We start from the raw sequence: 15,423 nt of genomic DNA, 5'->3' as shown, positions 1-15,423 counted from the left end.
AAACAGTAGCATCGCACATCGCGGCATTGCTTTGGAATCCGAAGCACTGCTCCCAACACTGGAGGTTCCATGCCCAAGGGCTACTGGGTCAGCGTCTACCCCACCATCGATGACCCCGAGAGGCTTGATGTCTACAACAAACTGGCAGGTCTAGCCGTCGCGGCCGCGGGCGGGCGGGTGCTCGCCAGCATCGGCAGCCGGGTCGACGCACACGAAGCCGGAATCGCCGAGCGCGTCGTCCTGATCGAGTTCGACAGCTTCGAACAGGCGGTCGCCGCACGCGCGAGCGCGGCCTACCAGGAGGCGCTGGCCGAACTCCCCGACGGCTTCGAGCGCGACTTCCGCATCATCGAAGGCCTCGACTGACTGTGAGGCTGGCTTGGTCGGTCCGCGGGCGATGGGCTGATGGTCGGCAGCAGTGGGCGTGACTCTTGAACGCCGGCGTTGCGGGTTGGCGCCGAGCGGGCGGACCTCCGGATCAGTCGAGCACCGGTGCCGGCTCCGCGATGAGAGAGCCCGCGGCGCGACTCCTCCCTCGGGCGGGGGATCCAATTCCCACCTGCGAGCGAAGAGCGGGGCCGACGCTGACGCCATCCTCGAAGATGCCAAGCACGAAGCGCCGAGGCCGCGAGGGGTTGTGCATTGACCGTCACCAGAGCAACACCCTTCAGGCGAGTACGCGCTACCTGGAACTATGCTCACACGCCCGTAGCGGGCGTTCCCCGTTGGGCGCGAATCGGGGCCTACACCATCCCGCTTCTCGTGCTGCCGTCGAGCATCTGGCGGATCGCGACGGTTGCCGTCCTTCAGATCGGTGCCGATTCGACTGAGGCTGGAAACGTCCCATCGTGGTTGCCGATGGAACTGTATGTGATCCTGCTGTCGATCTTCTCGGAGCTGGTGGCGTTCACCGCCGTCGGGCTGATCGCCGGGTGGGGGGAAGTCGCCCCCCGCTGGATTCCATGGGTGGGGGGCCGGAGACTGCCGGCGCTCACCGTGGCTATCCCCGCCGCCGTTGGCGCCACCGCCCTGACCCTCATCAGCACGCTCGTGGGAATCACCGCCTCGCTGGGGCGCGATGTTTTCGGCCGTCCGCTCGCCAGCGAGGTGCCGCTGCACGCAACCGACTGGCACGGCGTGTTGACAATCGCCGCCTACTCGCCGCTGCTGCTGTGGGGTCCGCTGCTGGGATCCCTCACTGCGGCGTACTGGAAGCGGCGGCGCACCGACACGCTCAGCAGGTCAGCGGAACGCCTCGACGAGTCAAATTCACCAACGGTTACTCCGTCATCAACCAACGCACGTCTTGACATTCGTGGCCGATAGCGACGACCTGCACCAGACGAAGCGACGTCAGTGTCAACTCCGGCTGAACTTCGACCCCTCGGTTCCGTCGGGCCGCATGGGCCGGTTGGTGTCGACGTCCGCCACTCCGCTGGCACCCCGCCAGGCGTCGTGCCGGTCCCGCGCCTCCCCGAAGACCCCCACCATGCCCGCGTCGGTGATTTCCCGCAGCGCCGATCGCAGTGCGGCGTCGGGGAGGGAACCATACTTGTCAGCAGCCGGGTTCGCAGCGGCGGTCAGAGGCGCCCCCGCGAGGAGCGCGTGCTCAGTGCCGTGCCGCCCGCGGCCAGTAGGAGTTTCCTGCGTGATGTGTACATCTCGTTTCCCTTGAGATCAGCTGCCTTCACTCGACGGCGGCCGACCCTGCCAGCTCCGGTTGGGCGGCACGCCGGCCGGGCGCTATCGCCGCGCCAAGCCGGCCCCGCCCATTGTCGTCAGTCGCGTACCTTGAAATCACCGTGGCTGGGCACGAACCCGGGGGCCATGCCCACGCAGTTGTTGATGGGTGCGCCCAGGAACTCCCACATCCAATACATCCGGTCGTGGCCGCCGTCGTCGTGCACAGTGAAGGACACCTTCTTGCCGGTGACGTCCCTGTCGACACCGGGAAGGTTCACGTGCCCCTTGGTGATGACGCCGGTGGCGATCGCCACCTCACCAGCCGTCATGAGGCAGGTGATGTCACCCTCGAAATCGCCCAGAACCTCGTTGGTCGTGCCGTTGCCGTGGAACACCGCGAACGTGCCGGTCGTGGCACCCGGCCCGCCGCGAGCGTCAATCTTGAATCGCACGGGATCCCCAGCGCGCTCCCCGAAGGCCTCGGAGAGTTTCCCGCTTACGGCCCCCCTGAGGCTGTCCCTCGACGAGTCTGCGGTCGCTCCCGACGATGCCACCCCCGTTGCCGTAACGCTGCCGATCGCGACCGCCAGAACGACGAGTGCTCGCCGCCAGACCCCTTTTCTGGCCCTCATGTATCAGTCCCCTCCGTGAGTTTGGTACTGAAACAAGCCTCGGGAAGCGACGCTCGAGGTGGTCCCCCTTTATGGGGGATCTTCCTCCCTCGCGAGTGTGAAGTCCCTGGCACTCGGCGCCGGGACGAGCTCCCCGGGTGACCGGCGCCAGGCAGGTCCAGTCCATCGGTGGGTCCTGACCCGACGCGTCCGTGGTGCGTAGGGTGGCACCCAGCCACTGCCGTAGTGAGTGCGAATCCTGCGGCGTGATGCCGGGTGCCAGGAACGCGCCGTGTGCTGCCGAGGGAGGCTCCTCGTAGTGCACCGTCACGCCGGCACCGAGCAGCCGGTCGCGGTAATCGCGCACGTCGTCGACGACGGGGTCGAGGGCGCCGACCGCGATGATCGCCGTCGCGGCGCCGGTGAGGTCGGCGCACTCCGGCGGGGGTTCTGTAGGACGTGGGCGCGTTGTCATGCCCGGCGCCCCGGTAGGAGCGCCAGGCGGTGGCGAGCCGGTCGGCCTGCGGGAACGCGGTGGGGTCCCGATGACAGGAGCCGGCGCGGCAGAGCGGATCGATCGGTGGGTGGGCGAGCACCTGCGCAGCGAGGTCGACGCCCCGCTCGCGGAGTACGAGGGCGGCGCAGGCGGCGATAGTCCCGCCGGCGCTGTGACCGCCGACGGCGACCGGAACGCCGTCGGCGGTGGCCTGCCGCCGGGCCCAGGCGAGCGCGGCGGTCACGTCGTGCAGGGCGGCCGGGTGCGGGTGCCTCGGCGCCACGCGGTAGTCGACGCTGGCGACGGTGACTCCGGCGATGTCGGCCAGGCCGGCGCAGGCGTGATGCCAGTCCTGCGCCGACCCGCTAGGCCAACTGCCGCCGTGCGCCCACACCAGCCAGCCGGCCGAATGCCCGTGCGGCTCGATCACGCGTACCGGCACCTGCCCTGTTGAGGTGTCGACGCGCGCCGTGTACCAGGCGGCTCCAGTGTCCCGGGTGTCCGGCATCTCGAGCCGGTCAGGCATCGGCATGGCAGCGCGTTACTTGCCCGGGACCGGGGCGGGTGCGGTGCGCGGCGTCCGCAGGAAGAGCACCACGGCGATCGTGGTGAGCACGCACAGGGCGGTGTTGACGCCGATGGCGGTGCGTACCGCAGTGAGGATGTTGCCGGCGGTCTCGCTGCCCAGGGAGGCGAGGGTGGCGCCGACGACGGCCGACATGACCGGGATGCCGAGGGTGATGCCGATCTGCTGGCTCATCGTAGCCAGGCCGGCGGCCAGACCCTGCTCCTCGTCGGGCAGGCCGGAGGTCGCGGTGACCATGAAGCCGACGATGGCGACGAGGTTGGCGACACCGCCGACGAAGGTGGCGACCAGCAGCAGCGGCATCCCGCTCGAGGAGGAGCCCAGCAGGACCAGGACCAGCGTCGCCGCCGCCTGGACCGTCATGCCGAGGGCGAGCGCCCGCGGCGGGTTGCCCAGACGGGCGATCACCCAGGGGCCGAGGAACCCGCCGAGAACGGTGCCGAAGCCGAGGACCGCGAACGACAGGCCCGCGGCCAGCGGCGAGTAGCCGAGGACCTCCTGCAGATAGAGGGTGAGCAGGAAGACCAGCGAGGTCTCGGTGGCGAACGCGAGGACGCCCGCCAGGTTGCCCCAGCCGACGGTGCGCTTGCGCAGGATTCGGACCGGCACCAGCGGCTCGGCGACCTGCCGTTCGATCACCCAGAAGGCCACCAACAGCACGGCGCCGGCGAGCAGACCGCCCCAGGCCCGGACGTCGGACCAGGCGTGTTCGGCGGCGCTGGTGAGACCGAAGACGATGGCGAGCAGACCGCCCGTGACGGTGACGGCACCCGGCACGTCGAGGCGGGGACGCTGATCGGGGCGGCTCTCGGCGAGCACGAACGGGGCGACCGCCAGGACGGCCACGGCGACGACGACGTTGATGAAGAACGCCCATCGCCAGCTCAGCAGGTCGGTGACGACCCCGCCGAGAATGGCGCCGGTGGTGAAGCCCGCGGCCATCAGCGCGCCGTTGAGGCCGAGCGCCCGGTCACGCCGGGGGCCCTCCGCGAACGAGGTGGCCAGCAGCGAGAGAGCGGCCGGGGTGACGGCCGCGGTCGCCAGGCCCTGCGCGACACGGGCAGTCAGCAGCAGGGCCGGATCGGTGGCCAGACCGCCGGCCAGCGAGGAGATGCCGAGCAGCGCGATCCCGGCCAGGAACAGCCGGCGCCGGCCGAAGATGTCGGCGACCCGGCCGAACAGCAGGGTGAAGCCGGCCGCGCACAACGCGAAGGATGTCGCGATCCACTGCAGCCCGGACAGTGAGAAGCCGACCTCGGCGCCGATCACTGGGAGCGCGACGTTGAGGATGGAGAAGTCGACCGCCAGGGTGAAACTCGCGGTCAGCAGGACGGCGAGGATGAGACGGTCTCGGCCGCTGGCCGCGGCTGAGGTCTGGTGTCTGCGGGTCTCGGGAATCGAGTCCGTGCGGGTCATCGAGGTGGCCTCCGCGTCGTGGTGACGGATCGGGAAGTACGGCGAGTGGTCGCCATCGACGACCCTGAACTGCGACGTTGCCGACAGCCAGACCACTGCGCTGCCTACGCAGAGCCAGACTGGTACTGACAGGGACAGGCAGTGCACGATCAGGTTGGGCAAGATGGGGAACATGCAGGGTGAGAACGGGGGCCGTGGTGAACTGGCGGACTTCCTCCGAAGTCGACGTGCACAGGTGCGGCCCGACGATGTCGGGCTCGTGTCGCACGGCCCGCGGCGGGTGCCCGGGCTGCGGCGGGAGGAGCTGGCCCAGCTGGCCGGGGTGAGCCCGATCTATTACACCCGGCTAGAACAGGGGCAGAGCACCAATGCGTCCGAGTCGGTAATCGACGCCATCGCCCGGGCCCTGGCGCTCACCGACGACGAACGCGCCTACCTGCACGAACTCGCCCGGCCGCGGCCGGCGAAACGGTGGCGGGCCCAGCGGCCCGAGTCGGCTCGGCGCGGGGTCGAGCAGCTGATCACCGCCATGCGTGACGTGCCGGCGCTCGTGCTGGGCCGCCACACCGAGGTGTTGGCGTGGAACGAACTCGGTCATCTGCTGTTCGCCGGGCACTACGACCGGACGGCTCCGAGCCGCCCCGCAGACCGGCCGAACCTGACGCGCATGCTGTTTCTCGACCCGCACACGCGGGAGCTTTACCGGCGCTGGAACGAGGAGGCCAGCCGCTCCGTGGCGTCGCTGCGGATGACGGCGGGCCGCTATACCGACGACGCGGCGCTGACCGCGCTGGTCGGGGAGTTGATCGTCAAGAGCCCGGAGTTCGCGGCGTGCTGGGCCAAACATCCCGTGCAGGTGTGCACGGCGGGCACGAAATATCTGCACCACCCGGTCGTGGGGGACCTGGAACTCGACTACGAGGCCCTCCATCTGCCGGAGGACGACGGACACCGGCTGCTGACGTACACGCCGGCGCCGGGGTCGAGTCATGAGGCCGCGCTCCAGTTGCTGAAAGTGTCCACCCGTTCGGTGGTCGACGTCTGGCGCCGTCCGGTGGCCGCCGACCACGCCGGCTGAGCATTCCTCGCATCACCGGCCACGGCTGCTCGTAACCCGACATCTCAGGCCGCACGCCGGGGAGCCGCCCGGCGTGCTCATCGCCCCGGCGACCCGCTGACCATCGGCTTCAAGATCTGTGGCTCGCATCACGCGACCGGGCTGTCACACGCCTTGGATCACCGGCATCTCCATGACCGTAGGCACGCCGCGCGCCCGTCCGCGCGGCCCGCAACTCCACGAGCAGGAGCTTGATTGTGAACGAGCAGATCACCCACCGGCAGGTCGCGCTGATCACCGGGGCGAACAAGGGGATCGGCCGCGCGACCGCCGAGCAGCTCGCGGCCCTGGGCATGACGGTCCTGATCGGCGCCAGGAACGCGCGGCACGGCGACGAGGCCGCCGCAGCGTTACGCGCGGCGGGCGGCGAGGCGCACGCGATCACCCTGGACGTCACCGACCCGGCCACCGTCCTGGCGGCCGCGAGGCAGGTCGAGGAGCGTTTCGGCCACCTCGATGCGCTGGTCAACAACGCCGGCATCTCCGGCGCCGGCAACGTCGCTCCCTTGGACGTCCGCGGGCAGATCCCGAGCGTCGCCGACCTGAACATCGTCCGGGCGGTGTTCGAGACCAATGTCTTCGGGGTCATCACGGTGACCAACGCCATGCTCCCGCTGCTGCGGCGGTCACCGGCGCCGCGCATCGTCAACCTGACGAGCGACGCCGCCTCGCTGACCATCACCAGCGACCCGGACGGCCCGTTCGCGGGGCTGCCCCCGGCGGCCGCGTACGCGCCGTCCAAGACCGCGCTGAACGCGCTGACCCTGCAGTACGCCAACGAGCTGCGCAAGGACGGCATCCTCGTCAACGCCGCCGCCCCCGGCTTTTGCGCCACGGACATCAACCAGCACACCGGGCACCGCACCGCCGCCCAGGGCGCCGCTGTCGTGGTGCGTCTGGCCACGCTCGGCGCGGACGGACCGACCGGCGGGTTCTTCAGCGAGAACGGCCCGATCCCCTGGTAGCGGCCCCCCCGGTGAGCGGATCGACCACCGGGGGTGAACGAGCCCGGACACCCGACCAGACCTGAATCGCCCATCAACCGGCAAGGAGCATCCCATGAACCTCGCACTGTGGATCGTCGCCGGACTGCTGTCCGCCGTCCTCCTGATCAGCACCGCCAAGATGTTCGTACCCAGGGAGAAAATCGCCGCCGTGGGCCACGCCGGGGAATGGGTCCTGGACTTCAGCCCTGGCGCCCTCAGGGCCATCGGAACCCTCGAAATCCTGGCCGCGGTGGGCCTGATCATGCCCGCCGTACTCGAGATCGCGCCGGTCTTGGTGCCGGTGACCGCTGTCTGTGTGGCGTTGTTGTTCGTCGGTGCGGCGGCTATGCGCCTGCGCCGTGGCGAGACGCTGACGATCGTGCCCGACCTGATCTATCTCGCCCTGGCCGCCTTCCTGGCCTGGGGCCGCTTCGGCCCCGAGTCCTTCACCGGCTGACCGAGCGCGGCGCGACCAGCGCTGGCGGCCGCCCGCGGTTCGCCCGCGGCCCGCTCCCAGGACCCGCGCTGCCACGTCCTGGGGGCGATGGCGCGGGCCGCATTGGTCGCAGATTCGCTGGCGAAGTCAGAAGCTGCGGAAATGGGAGTAGCGAAGTGCGAGTGTTGTTGTCGACAACCGGGCCGCGGGAAGGCGACGAAAGACTGCGCGGGGAGAGCGGGCAATCGATGGACGTCGATGTGATTATCGTGGGCGCCGGGCCGGCCGGCCTGATGCTGGCCGCTGAGCTACGCCTCGCTGGAGTGCGATTGCTGGTGCTAGAGCAGCGGCAGCCGCGGCTGGCAGAAACACCGAAGGCTAACGGTTTCAGCGGGCAGATCGTGGAACTGCTGCGCTACCGGGGCCTGCTGGACCGGGTCGAAGCGGCCAGTATCGGCCCGATCCACACGGCTCCTCGGCTGCCGTTCGGGGGTGTGCACCTGGATCTCTCAAACCTGGCGGATTCGCCGATATGGGGAGTGCCCCTCCCGCAGCCGCGGCTCGAGCGCCTGCTCGACGAACGCGCGCGGGAACTCGGCGCCAACATCCGCCGCGGCCACGAGGTGACCGGGGTCAGCCGGGACGACGCCACGGTGACCGCGGACGTACGCAGTCCTGACGGGCCATACCAGGTGACCGCCCGATACCTGGTGGGCTGCGACGGCCCGCGCAGCCGGGTCCGCCAGCTAGCCGGCATCGCGTTCCCCGGCACTACATATCCCGAGGTGAACCGGCTGGGCCAGGTCACCTTGCCCGAGTCGGTGACCCGGCTGGACAACGGCGACCTCGACCTCCCCGGGCCGGGCCGGATCCGTGCGGGTTCTTTCACCCGGACAGACCGCGGTACCTTTGGATTCGGGTGGCTGACCCCCGAGGTTCTGCTCGTCCAGACGACCGAGGACGAGCGCGCCGAAGTCGACGATGACGCGCCGATGACTCTGACCGAGTTCCAGGAGAGCATCCGCCGCGTGCTCGGCGCGGATCTTCCCCTGGCTGAAGTGACTCGGCTGTCGCGCTACGGGTTCCAGGCTCGGCAGGCCGAACGGTACCGCGACGGGCGGATCCTGCTGGCCGGTGATGCGGCTCATCAATTTCCCGCCACGGGCATAGGCATCAACGTCGGCATGCTCGACACGGTCAACCTTGCCTGGAAGCTGGCCGCCGATATCCACGGCTGGGCGCCGACCGGCCTGCTGGACACGTATCACGGCGAACGCCACTTCGCCGGCGCACGGGCACTGCTACAGACCCAGGCCCAGGTGGCACTAAGGCGTGGGCAGGACCCAGCCGCCGAAGCACTTCGGGAACTCTTCCTGGAGCTGTTCGCCGACGAGCAGCCACTGCGCCGCATCGGAGCCCTCATCGCCGGCACCGACATCCGCTACCCGATACTCAACCCCAACCAACACGCTCTGACCGGCACCTTCGCACCCAACCTCACGCTACAGACCGGCCAGGGCGCCACCAGCGTCGCGGAACTCATGCACACCGCACGGCCCATCCTCCTCGACCTCGCCGATCGCCCAGACCTCCGCGACACCGCCCACAACTGGCAGCATCGCATCGACATTCACATCGCCCAAACCGATCACCGACCAGCCGACGCCCTCCTCATCCGCCCGGACGCCCACATCGCTTGGGCCGCAACCATCGACGAAGCCACTGACACCGCCGCGCTTACGCTGCGAGACGCGCTCTTCGGCTGGTTCGGGGCACCCCTGACAACGGCAGTGCCGATCATCAACCGGCCCTCGTGAGCGGCCGGCCGAATCATCGCCAGGAGTACGTAACCGTCGCCGCCGTTTGGTCCCCGCGCCCCGCCCGGCCGGAGCGGCCAGTACCCCGGGAGTTGAGGACTATTCGGCCAGCTGCGCGGTGCATTCGATCAATAGCCGTACGGTCGGCGTGTCGGGGTGATCTCGCCCTGCGAGACGAAGGAGCATCGGCGGTTGCTCATGAAGTCCTGTGAGTCGCCGCCGATGCTCCGGGTGCACACTCTGCCGAGGCGGAGCGGTGCTGCTGGGGCGCAGCCGAGGCAGAAGACAGTGTGAAACGTCGTCAACCAGCGCGAGGCGACGAGGACCATGAGAGGGCCTCGAGCAGCCCACCGGCCGAGTTGCAGCAGGTACCGAAGCTGCCGACCTAAGTTCCGCTTCATACCGCGCTGCCCAGCGTTTCGGCGTTGGCCAGGACGCGTCATAGCGATCCGCGGCGCGAGCGACCGGCCTACCGTGATCCACGATCAGACGAGCGAAGCGAAGGCGTGCACGAGGGGTCAGGCAGCGTTAGCGTGGGACACGAACGCCTCCTGGTCGGCGGAGCGGTCCTAAGGGATGTCTCGTCACTCGATGTCCGTCCGCTGAGGACGATCGCCGAAGCACCTGGCCGGGTTGGACGAAGGGGCCTGGCAGCCCGTCGAGGACCAGGTGTCAGCGGGGCCGAATTCGTTGGGCCGGATCGCACGCACGCCCTCATCAGACACTTGCACCGCGGTTGAGGTCATCCGCCGGACGGGAACTGCCCTACAGTCGACGGCATTCGTCGACGGAAGGACCCCTCATGGACGAGAGCGACGGGACGACGTTCCGCACGTCCGCCCGCCTCATGTTCATGGTCATGCTGCTAGTCAGCTTCCTGGCCTGGATCTTCGTCCAAGCCGTGTTCTCACTCGTCACCGGGCGGTTACCGGCCGACCTGACGCGCATCGCCGGGTCAGGTGTCCTCTACGCCGTCATCTTCAGCGCACTCTGGCTCGTCCTGCACCGCAGGAACTGGTCATCGGTCCAAGTCACCGATCCGGCCCTGGGGCTCATCGGGAAGGGGCGGATGGCCGTCCTCCCGTGGCAGGCGATCCACTCGGCGACGGTCCGCCGCCCTGGCCCGTTCGCCGTGCTCCAGGTCACCCTCCGCCCCGGAGCGGTCGTGCCATCGGCCACGACGCTTCATCCACGGATCCGTGCCGGTCAGCTTGTCTACACGGTCAACGTCGGCCTGCTTCGGCCCCCGGCGGGCGTCCTGCGTACCGAACTCGGCCGCCACCTGCCACAGGTCGACTCCCCATCCTGATTCCCGCTCGCGACGTCACTCGGGCGACCACCGCCACAGCTGACTCAGGGATGCCTCGCAACCCACCGTCTGTCCCCCAGGAAAATTGCCGAAGATGTTGTGGTGCAGGTAATCTCCTCAGCCCGGCCGGAGTGGATCTTCCCGTTCACCGGTCTGCAGCCCGCCCAGTTCCGCCGGCTGGTCCGGCTGGTCGCCGAACGTGGCGGGGACGCCATCGCTGACGGCCGGCCGGGCCGGCAGGGGGCGCTCGACCTGCCCGACCGGGTGCTGCTCGTGGCCACGTACTGGCGCACCAACCTGACCATGCGGCAGATCGGGCCGCTGTTCGGGGTATCGCACTCGGCCGCGCACCGGGTCATCGACACCCTCGGCCCCTTGCTGGCCCTGGCCCCGGTCCGCCGGCGCCCGGTCGACCAGATCGCCATCGTCGACGGCACTCTGATCCCGACCCGGGACCACCGGCTGGCCGCCCCGAGCAAGAACTACTACCGGTACTCGACGAACCTGCAGGTCGCCATCGACGCCAGCACCCGCCTCGTCATCGCCGTCGGCGACCCGCAGCCGGGCAACCGCACGACACCATCGTCTACCGCATCTCCGGCATCGACCAGAAGCTGGCTGGACGGCCCGTCATGGCCGACGGCGGCTACCGCGGCAACCCGGAGGTCATCATCCCGTACCGCAAGAACCGCGACGGCAGCCCGCTACCGGCGTGGAAGGAAGACCTCAACACCCAATACCGCACCGTCCGCGCACAGGTCGAACACGCCTGGCCAGGCTCAAATGCTGGAAAATCCTGCGTGACTACCGCCGCGCCGGCAGCACATTGACCGACACCGCATCCGCCATCGCCCACCTGCACAACATCGCCCTCACCGGGTGAGCACCAACGCGGTCACGGACAACGCCTTCACCGAGTTACGACACGTCCCTTAGACAGCTCCAATCCACAACCGGAGGCCTTCGTCATGTCGCAGATTCACGCCGTGTTGTCACACGACCTCAACAAACTTCACTGGGCAGCACAGCTTGGCCGTCGAAAGCGGACGCGGCAGGTAGAGGGGCCGAGTCCGTCCGCGACTCGGACGGACTCGGCCCACCATGTGTTGAGCCGACGAACTGATAGCCGGCCCAGGCCGACCGGCCGATCCCGCGGTGAGCTGACCACGAAGCTGCACCTGGGCTGAGAGCACGGCCAGAAATTCCTCGCCATCATGCTTGACCGCCGCCCACCGCGGTGACAGCCCGCAGTTCATCCGGGTCCTGACCGCCATCCGCGTTCCCCGGCAGGCCGGGGCCTGCCCGGGGTGTCCGCGCCGCATCCCCACCACGACCTCATCGCGCTCGCGCGGCCGGGCGTCAAGCTGGTATTGGGCTTTTACCCGATAAAAGACGATCATGCCTTTCGTGTTTGTGGGCGGCCGACCGAGAGCGGTTGGAATACCGTACCTGAGTGGTGACGCTGAGACTCGAACCGATGACCGACGAGCAGTATCGACTGTACCGACAGCGGGCGGAAGCCAGCTACGCGCATAACATTGCGGCCTCCGGCGCAATGCCATTACCGGAGGCTCAGGAGAAAGCCCAGCAGGACTTCAACAATCTTTTGTCTGATGGTCTGGGTACAAAGGGCCATCGTCTCTGGACGGCCTATGACGGTGATGTTGAAATTGGCGTGCTATGGCTGCAAGTAGAACGAAAGTCGGACGGCCTGCACGCTTTTGGCTATGACTTCGAGGTGCGCCCGGAGCTACGCCGGAAGGGTTACGGCCGAGCGATCATGCATGCGGCCGAGAAAGTTTGCCGAGAGTTGGGCGTTGTGTCCGTTGGCTTGAGCGTTTTTGGGTCGAATCTCGGGGCCCGCACACTGTACGAGCAAATGGGCTTCGAGGTCACTGCCATCCACATGCGCAAGCGATTGTGACCAGCACATGCAACTTAGACACGTTTCCAAACGTGATGCCGTCGCTCTGCTCGACCTGCTTGGGGAACTCGGCTATCCGACCAGTGCGCTGAGCCTCGCTGCACGGTTAGAGCGAATCGAGGGAGACCCTAGCTACTCAGCATGGACAGTCGAGACTGATGATGGGCGGCTACTTGGGTTAGTGGGCGGTCACCTCATGCGTCCATTAGAGGAAGATGCCTGCGTCGCTCAACTCATCATCCTCGTTGTGTCACGGGCCGCCAGAGGGACTGGGGTGGGTCGGTCGCTAGTCGAGGCATTCGAACGGTGGGCCACTCAGGCAGGAGCAGGCAGGGCTGTTGTCACCTCCGGCGCTCACCGCAGCGACGCACATGGGTTCTACCGCCACCTTGGCTTCAAGGAAACAGGCAAGCGCTTTGGGAAGCCGCTCGACAGTCTGAGCGACTGAACCGGATGAGTGACCGCGAACGAAAACGATGTCGCTGGAAGGTGCGGCCATCCTTGGGTCGTCCCGGGGCCGTCTGGGCCGTTGCCAGGCCGTCAAACGACGACCGACGGCGACCGGCGGTGCCCGAAGAAACACCAGGTCAGCCATCATGCAGCGGCGGCTGACCTGGTGGGCGACGGACCTGTACGCCGGATTCTGTTAGAGCGACCGATCGTGGAAGTAGACGGTGGCCGACCGACCAGTCACCGTCGGCAGTGACCTCGCTGTGCAGGACGACGCCCTGGACCTCGATGCCGGACCGTTGTTCGATGCCGTCTGCGATGCGGCGCAGCAGCGCTGGACGTTGTCCTGGCCGGGGCCGACTGGGTTGCTTGCGAGAAGTGTTTGATGGTCCACAATTCCGGTTCAGACGGCATGGCGGCAGCCTGCCAGGGATCCGGAGGTTGGCCGCCGCCGGCGGTGTGGGGCACACAGGGGGCACAAGACACTGTGAAACGGCCTCAACCAGCGACCAACCATGACAGCCGAAGTCGCCGTGTGAACAGGTGTGGAGCCCGTTCCCGCTGGTGGTGCCGTAGCGGCTCTAAGTTCCGCTTCAACGTCTGACGGTGCCGTCTCCAAGACCGGACTGCTTCGCCGTCATGCTCCGAATCGTCGACTACGGGCGGCGTAGGAGCGTAGAGCACGAAGGAAGTCGATTTTTCGGAAGCCGGGCCAGTACACATCGCAGAAGTACAACTCTGAGTAGGCGGCCTGCCAGAGAAGGAACCCTGACATACGTCGCTCCCCACTGGTGCGGATCACGAGATCGGGATCAGGCTGGCCGCCGGTGTGCAGGTGCGCGGCGATGGCTTCAGCCGTCAGGCGCTGTGCAACGTCGTCGAGTGTTGCGCCTGCTCGTGCCTCCCGTTCTAGAAGGGCACGAACGGCGCTGACGATCTCTTCGCGGCCGTCGTAGCCAACCGCGATGGTGAGGTGGAAGTCCCCACCCCGCCCGCTGGTGGCGTCTTCAGCGAGCTTCAGGGCATGGCGGGTCGAGTCCGGTAGGACGTCCTCGCGGCCCGCCAGGTGCAGTTGCCACGGGTTGGCCGGCCGCAAGAGCGGCTCGGCGACGACCTCCTCAATCATCCGCATCAGGTTCTCAACCTCATCTGATTCGCGCTTGCGCATGTTGTCAACGGAGGCGAGGAACAGAGTGACGTGACGGATACCGACGTCAGCACACCAGCGGAGCACCTCGTGAACATGTTCCGCGCCGTAACGATGGCCTACCGTGGCGTCGTCGAACCCCATCTGCCTGGCCCACCGGCGGTTGCCATCCATCACCATCGCAACGTGCCGCGGTGGTGAAACGTCGGCCAGCTGGGCTCGCAGGCGGCGGGCATAAACCTCGTAGGCGATGCGACGAACAGCCTCAATCATGATCAGATCAAAGCACCTGAGCGACTCTGCTGCATGACCGGTCACGGTGGGTTAGCAACGGCTGTCGACAGCTACGGTGACAGCATCGATCCGCGACGAGGCCAGCCGCCGGCAGTCGGGCGCGGACAGCCGTCCGAGGTCGCATACGTGGACGGACCCTGCCGGACCGAGTGCCCAGAATTTACAAGCGGGGGGTCAAGGCAGGTAAGAGCGATGAGCATTGACGGTAGATCGACGGATGTTCGTCGGGCTTACTCCGGCAGCGGGGGAGGCGTGAGCCAGGCGAGAGGTTGTCCGCTGAGGGCGGCGTCGGCGAGGCGGTGGGCGCTGGCGGTCTTGAGCGCCGCTCGTGAGCTATCGATCCAGCGCTGCACGCTGTCGACGCCCTGATGGCGGTACTCGACGGCTTGGACGAGGCATTCCAGCTTGTCCGCGTCACGAGCGACGATAGCTTCCAGCGTCTCGCCGGCTTCGTACTCGGCGACGGCGGCGGTGATGACGTCGACGACGACTGGGGGACAGGTGGCGACCTGGTCGGCGGTGACGGCGGTATTGGGCTTGGCGGTGAGGTAGCGCTTGGCGATGTGGGGGATATCGGTGATCCGGGTTTCCTGAGTGTCGTGCAGAACGCACATCATCCACACCCGGGCCGGATCGGCGCCTTCCATGGCGGCGAGCATCATGCCGATGAGCGCCGTGCGGAACGAGTGTTCGGCGATGGACTCGGGGTGCTTGACGCCGGCGAACCACCAGCCGGTGCGGGCGGCGCGTTTGAGAACGCCGGCTTCGAAGATGAAGGTCATTGCTCCGGCAGCGTCGTGGTCGTCGGTCATCTGCCCGTCCCTGTGCCGGTGAGTCCGTCCGCCCGAAGGCTGTAGACGATCGAGGTTAGTACTCCAACGTCACTTGGCTTCGGCGTTGGACGTGGCTGGGGCAGATCGCGGTGCGATACGGGATGACGGTGCAGTTGTGGACCGGACCCGACATTATGAGGAGCGTGGCTCTTCCCTCGGCACCCTGCCGAAGATCGGTGCGCCAGCGACGCGGGCCTTGAACAACGCTGGTTACACGGCTCTGAGAGCGTGTTTGAGAGGGACTTGATCAGGTCCAGATGAAGGTGCGCTTTGCCTGCCGTCGGGCTGGTCGGCCGCGGGTGATGCGGCGGGTCATGC

The 15,423-nt window shown here is 67.7% G+C and carries 14 protein-coding genes and 2 pseudogenes; 10 read left to right on the top strand and 6 right to left on the bottom strand.

Features of this window, described 5'->3' with window-relative positions:
• The first annotated feature begins 69 nt into the window (after positions 1-69).
• Both ABZS80_RS30545 and ABZS80_RS30540 read left to right on the top strand, forming a co-directional pair.
• Positions 70-366, top strand: a complete 297-nt coding sequence (locus ABZS80_RS30545) for a DUF1330 domain-containing protein (protein ID WP_355061297.1) — start codon at positions 70-72, stop codon at positions 364-366.
• Positions 367-762: 396 nt separating this feature from the next.
• A complete protein-coding gene (locus ABZS80_RS30540) occupies positions 763-1,326 on the top strand; it encodes a hypothetical protein (protein WP_355061296.1) in 564 nt (187 codons plus the stop codon).
• 452 nt (positions 1,327-1,778) lie between these two features.
• Here ABZS80_RS30540 and ABZS80_RS30535 read toward each other — a convergent pair whose 3' ends face one another.
• Genes ABZS80_RS30535 through ABZS80_RS30525 form a run of 3 tightly spaced genes read right to left on the bottom strand, consistent with a single transcriptional unit; the run spans position 1,779 to position 4,792 of the window.
• Positions 1,779-2,315, bottom strand: coding sequence for a hypothetical protein (locus ABZS80_RS30535; protein WP_355061294.1), 537 nt, complete (start codon positions 2,313-2,315; stop codon positions 1,779-1,781).
• Positions 2,312-3,298, bottom strand: coding sequence for an alpha/beta hydrolase fold domain-containing protein (locus tag ABZS80_RS30530; RefSeq protein WP_355061375.1), 987 nt, complete (start codon positions 3,296-3,298; stop codon positions 2,312-2,314). The genes ABZS80_RS30535 and ABZS80_RS30530 overlap by 4 nt, the downstream gene beginning before the upstream one ends.
• A 33-nt stretch (positions 3,299-3,331) precedes the next feature.
• Positions 3,332-4,792, bottom strand: a complete 1,461-nt coding sequence (locus ABZS80_RS30525; protein ID WP_355061292.1) for an MFS transporter — start codon at positions 4,790-4,792, stop codon at positions 3,332-3,334.
• 172 nt (positions 4,793-4,964) lie between these two features.
• Between ABZS80_RS30525 and ABZS80_RS30520 the strand changes: the two genes are divergently transcribed.
• The 4 genes from ABZS80_RS30520 (at position 4,965) to ABZS80_RS30505 (ending at position 9,148) form a co-directional block, all read left to right on the top strand.
• The gene (locus ABZS80_RS30520) at positions 4,965-5,870 is read left to right on the top strand and encodes a helix-turn-helix transcriptional regulator (protein ID WP_355061290.1); all 906 of its coding nucleotides are present in this window, start codon (positions 4,965-4,967) and stop codon (positions 5,868-5,870) included.
• 248 nt (positions 5,871-6,118) lie between these two features.
• On the top strand, positions 6,119-6,874 hold the full coding sequence (locus ABZS80_RS30515) for an SDR family NAD(P)-dependent oxidoreductase (protein ID WP_355061373.1): 756 nt from the start codon (positions 6,119-6,121) through the stop codon (positions 6,872-6,874).
• A gap of 94 nt (positions 6,875-6,968) precedes the next feature.
• The gene (locus ABZS80_RS30510) at positions 6,969-7,352 is read left to right on the top strand and encodes a DoxX family protein (RefSeq protein ID WP_355061288.1); all 384 of its coding nucleotides are present in this window, start codon (positions 6,969-6,971) and stop codon (positions 7,350-7,352) included.
• 227 nt (positions 7,353-7,579) lie between these two features.
• Entirely contained in the window at positions 7,580-9,148 is a 1,569-nt protein-coding gene (locus tag ABZS80_RS30505; RefSeq protein ID WP_355061286.1) for an FAD-dependent monooxygenase, read from the top strand.
• 408 nt (positions 9,149-9,556) lie between these two features.
• Here ABZS80_RS30505 and ABZS80_RS30500 read toward each other — a convergent pair.
• Positions 9,557-9,690 (bottom strand): annotated as a pseudogene (locus ABZS80_RS30500) (IS481 family transposase); the annotation flags it as partial.
• Between the two features lie 260 nt (positions 9,691-9,950).
• Between ABZS80_RS30500 and ABZS80_RS30495 the strand changes: the two are divergent.
• From ABZS80_RS30495 to ABZS80_RS30480, 4 genes and pseudogenes are all read left to right on the top strand, one after another.
• Positions 9,951-10,457 (top strand): hypothetical protein, encoded by a 507-nt coding sequence (locus ABZS80_RS30495; RefSeq protein ID WP_355061284.1) that lies wholly within the window; start codon positions 9,951-9,953, stop codon positions 10,455-10,457.
• 102 nt (positions 10,458-10,559) lie between these two features.
• Positions 10,560-11,340 (top strand): annotated as a pseudogene (locus tag ABZS80_RS30490) (transposase family protein).
• Between the two features lie 570 nt (positions 11,341-11,910).
• On the top strand, positions 11,911-12,381 hold the full coding sequence (locus ABZS80_RS30485) for a GNAT family N-acetyltransferase (protein ID WP_355061283.1): 471 nt from the start codon (positions 11,911-11,913) through the stop codon (positions 12,379-12,381).
• 7 nt (positions 12,382-12,388) lie between these two features.
• Positions 12,389-12,829 (top strand): GNAT family N-acetyltransferase, encoded by a 441-nt coding sequence (locus tag ABZS80_RS30480; protein ID WP_355061282.1) that lies wholly within the window; start codon positions 12,389-12,391, stop codon positions 12,827-12,829.
• A 639-nt stretch (positions 12,830-13,468) separates the two neighbouring features.
• Here ABZS80_RS30480 and uppS read toward each other — a convergent pair.
• Complete coding sequence (gene uppS, locus ABZS80_RS30475; RefSeq protein ID WP_355061280.1) at positions 13,469-14,251, bottom strand: polyprenyl diphosphate synthase; 783 nt, start codon at positions 14,249-14,251, stop codon at positions 13,469-13,471.
• Between the two features lie 251 nt (positions 14,252-14,502).
• Positions 14,503-15,084, bottom strand: a complete 582-nt coding sequence (locus ABZS80_RS30470; protein ID WP_355061278.1) for an HD domain-containing protein — start codon at positions 15,082-15,084, stop codon at positions 14,503-14,505.
• Positions 15,085-15,423: the final 339 nt, after the last annotated feature.

This window comes from Micromonospora sp. NPDC005305 (genome assembly GCF_040607315.1).
Lineage (GTDB): Bacteria > Actinomycetota > Actinomycetes > Mycobacteriales > Micromonosporaceae > Micromonospora.
The sequence above is the reverse complement of the archived record's forward strand: the minus strand, read 5'-3'. Positions and strand labels throughout refer to the sequence as shown.

What these genes read in the sequence shown, in the direction of transcription:
- ABZS80_RS30545 (WP_355061297.1), top strand. Translation starts at nt 70, where the DNA reads ATGCCCAAGGGCTACTGGGTCAGCGTCTACCCCACCATCGATGACCCC.
- ABZS80_RS30535 (WP_355061294.1), bottom strand. Translation starts at nt 2,315, where the DNA reads ATGAGGGCCAGAAAAGGGGTCTGGCGGCGAGCACTCGTCGTTCTGGCG.
- ABZS80_RS30530 (WP_355061375.1), bottom strand. Translation starts at nt 3,298, where the DNA reads ATGCCGGACACCCGGGACACTGGAGCCGCCTGGTACACGGCGCGCGTC.
- ABZS80_RS30525 (WP_355061292.1), bottom strand. Translation starts at nt 4,792, where the DNA reads ATGACCCGCACGGACTCGATTCCCGAGACCCGCAGACACCAGACCTCA.
- ABZS80_RS30520 (WP_355061290.1), top strand. Translation starts at nt 4,965, where the DNA reads ATGCAGGGTGAGAACGGGGGCCGTGGTGAACTGGCGGACTTCCTCCGA.
- ABZS80_RS30510 (WP_355061288.1), top strand. Translation starts at nt 6,969, where the DNA reads ATGAACCTCGCACTGTGGATCGTCGCCGGACTGCTGTCCGCCGTCCTC.
- ABZS80_RS30505 (WP_355061286.1), top strand. Translation starts at nt 7,580, where the DNA reads ATGGACGTCGATGTGATTATCGTGGGCGCCGGGCCGGCCGGCCTGATG.
- ABZS80_RS30495 (WP_355061284.1), top strand. Translation starts at nt 9,951, where the DNA reads ATGGACGAGAGCGACGGGACGACGTTCCGCACGTCCGCCCGCCTCATG.
- ABZS80_RS30480 (WP_355061282.1), top strand. Translation starts at nt 12,389, where the DNA reads ATGCAACTTAGACACGTTTCCAAACGTGATGCCGTCGCTCTGCTCGAC.
- uppS (WP_355061280.1), bottom strand. Translation starts at nt 14,251, where the DNA reads ATGATTGAGGCTGTTCGTCGCATCGCCTACGAGGTTTATGCCCGCCGC.
- ABZS80_RS30470 (WP_355061278.1), bottom strand. Translation starts at nt 15,084, where the DNA reads ATGACCGACGACCACGACGCTGCCGGAGCAATGACCTTCATCTTCGAA.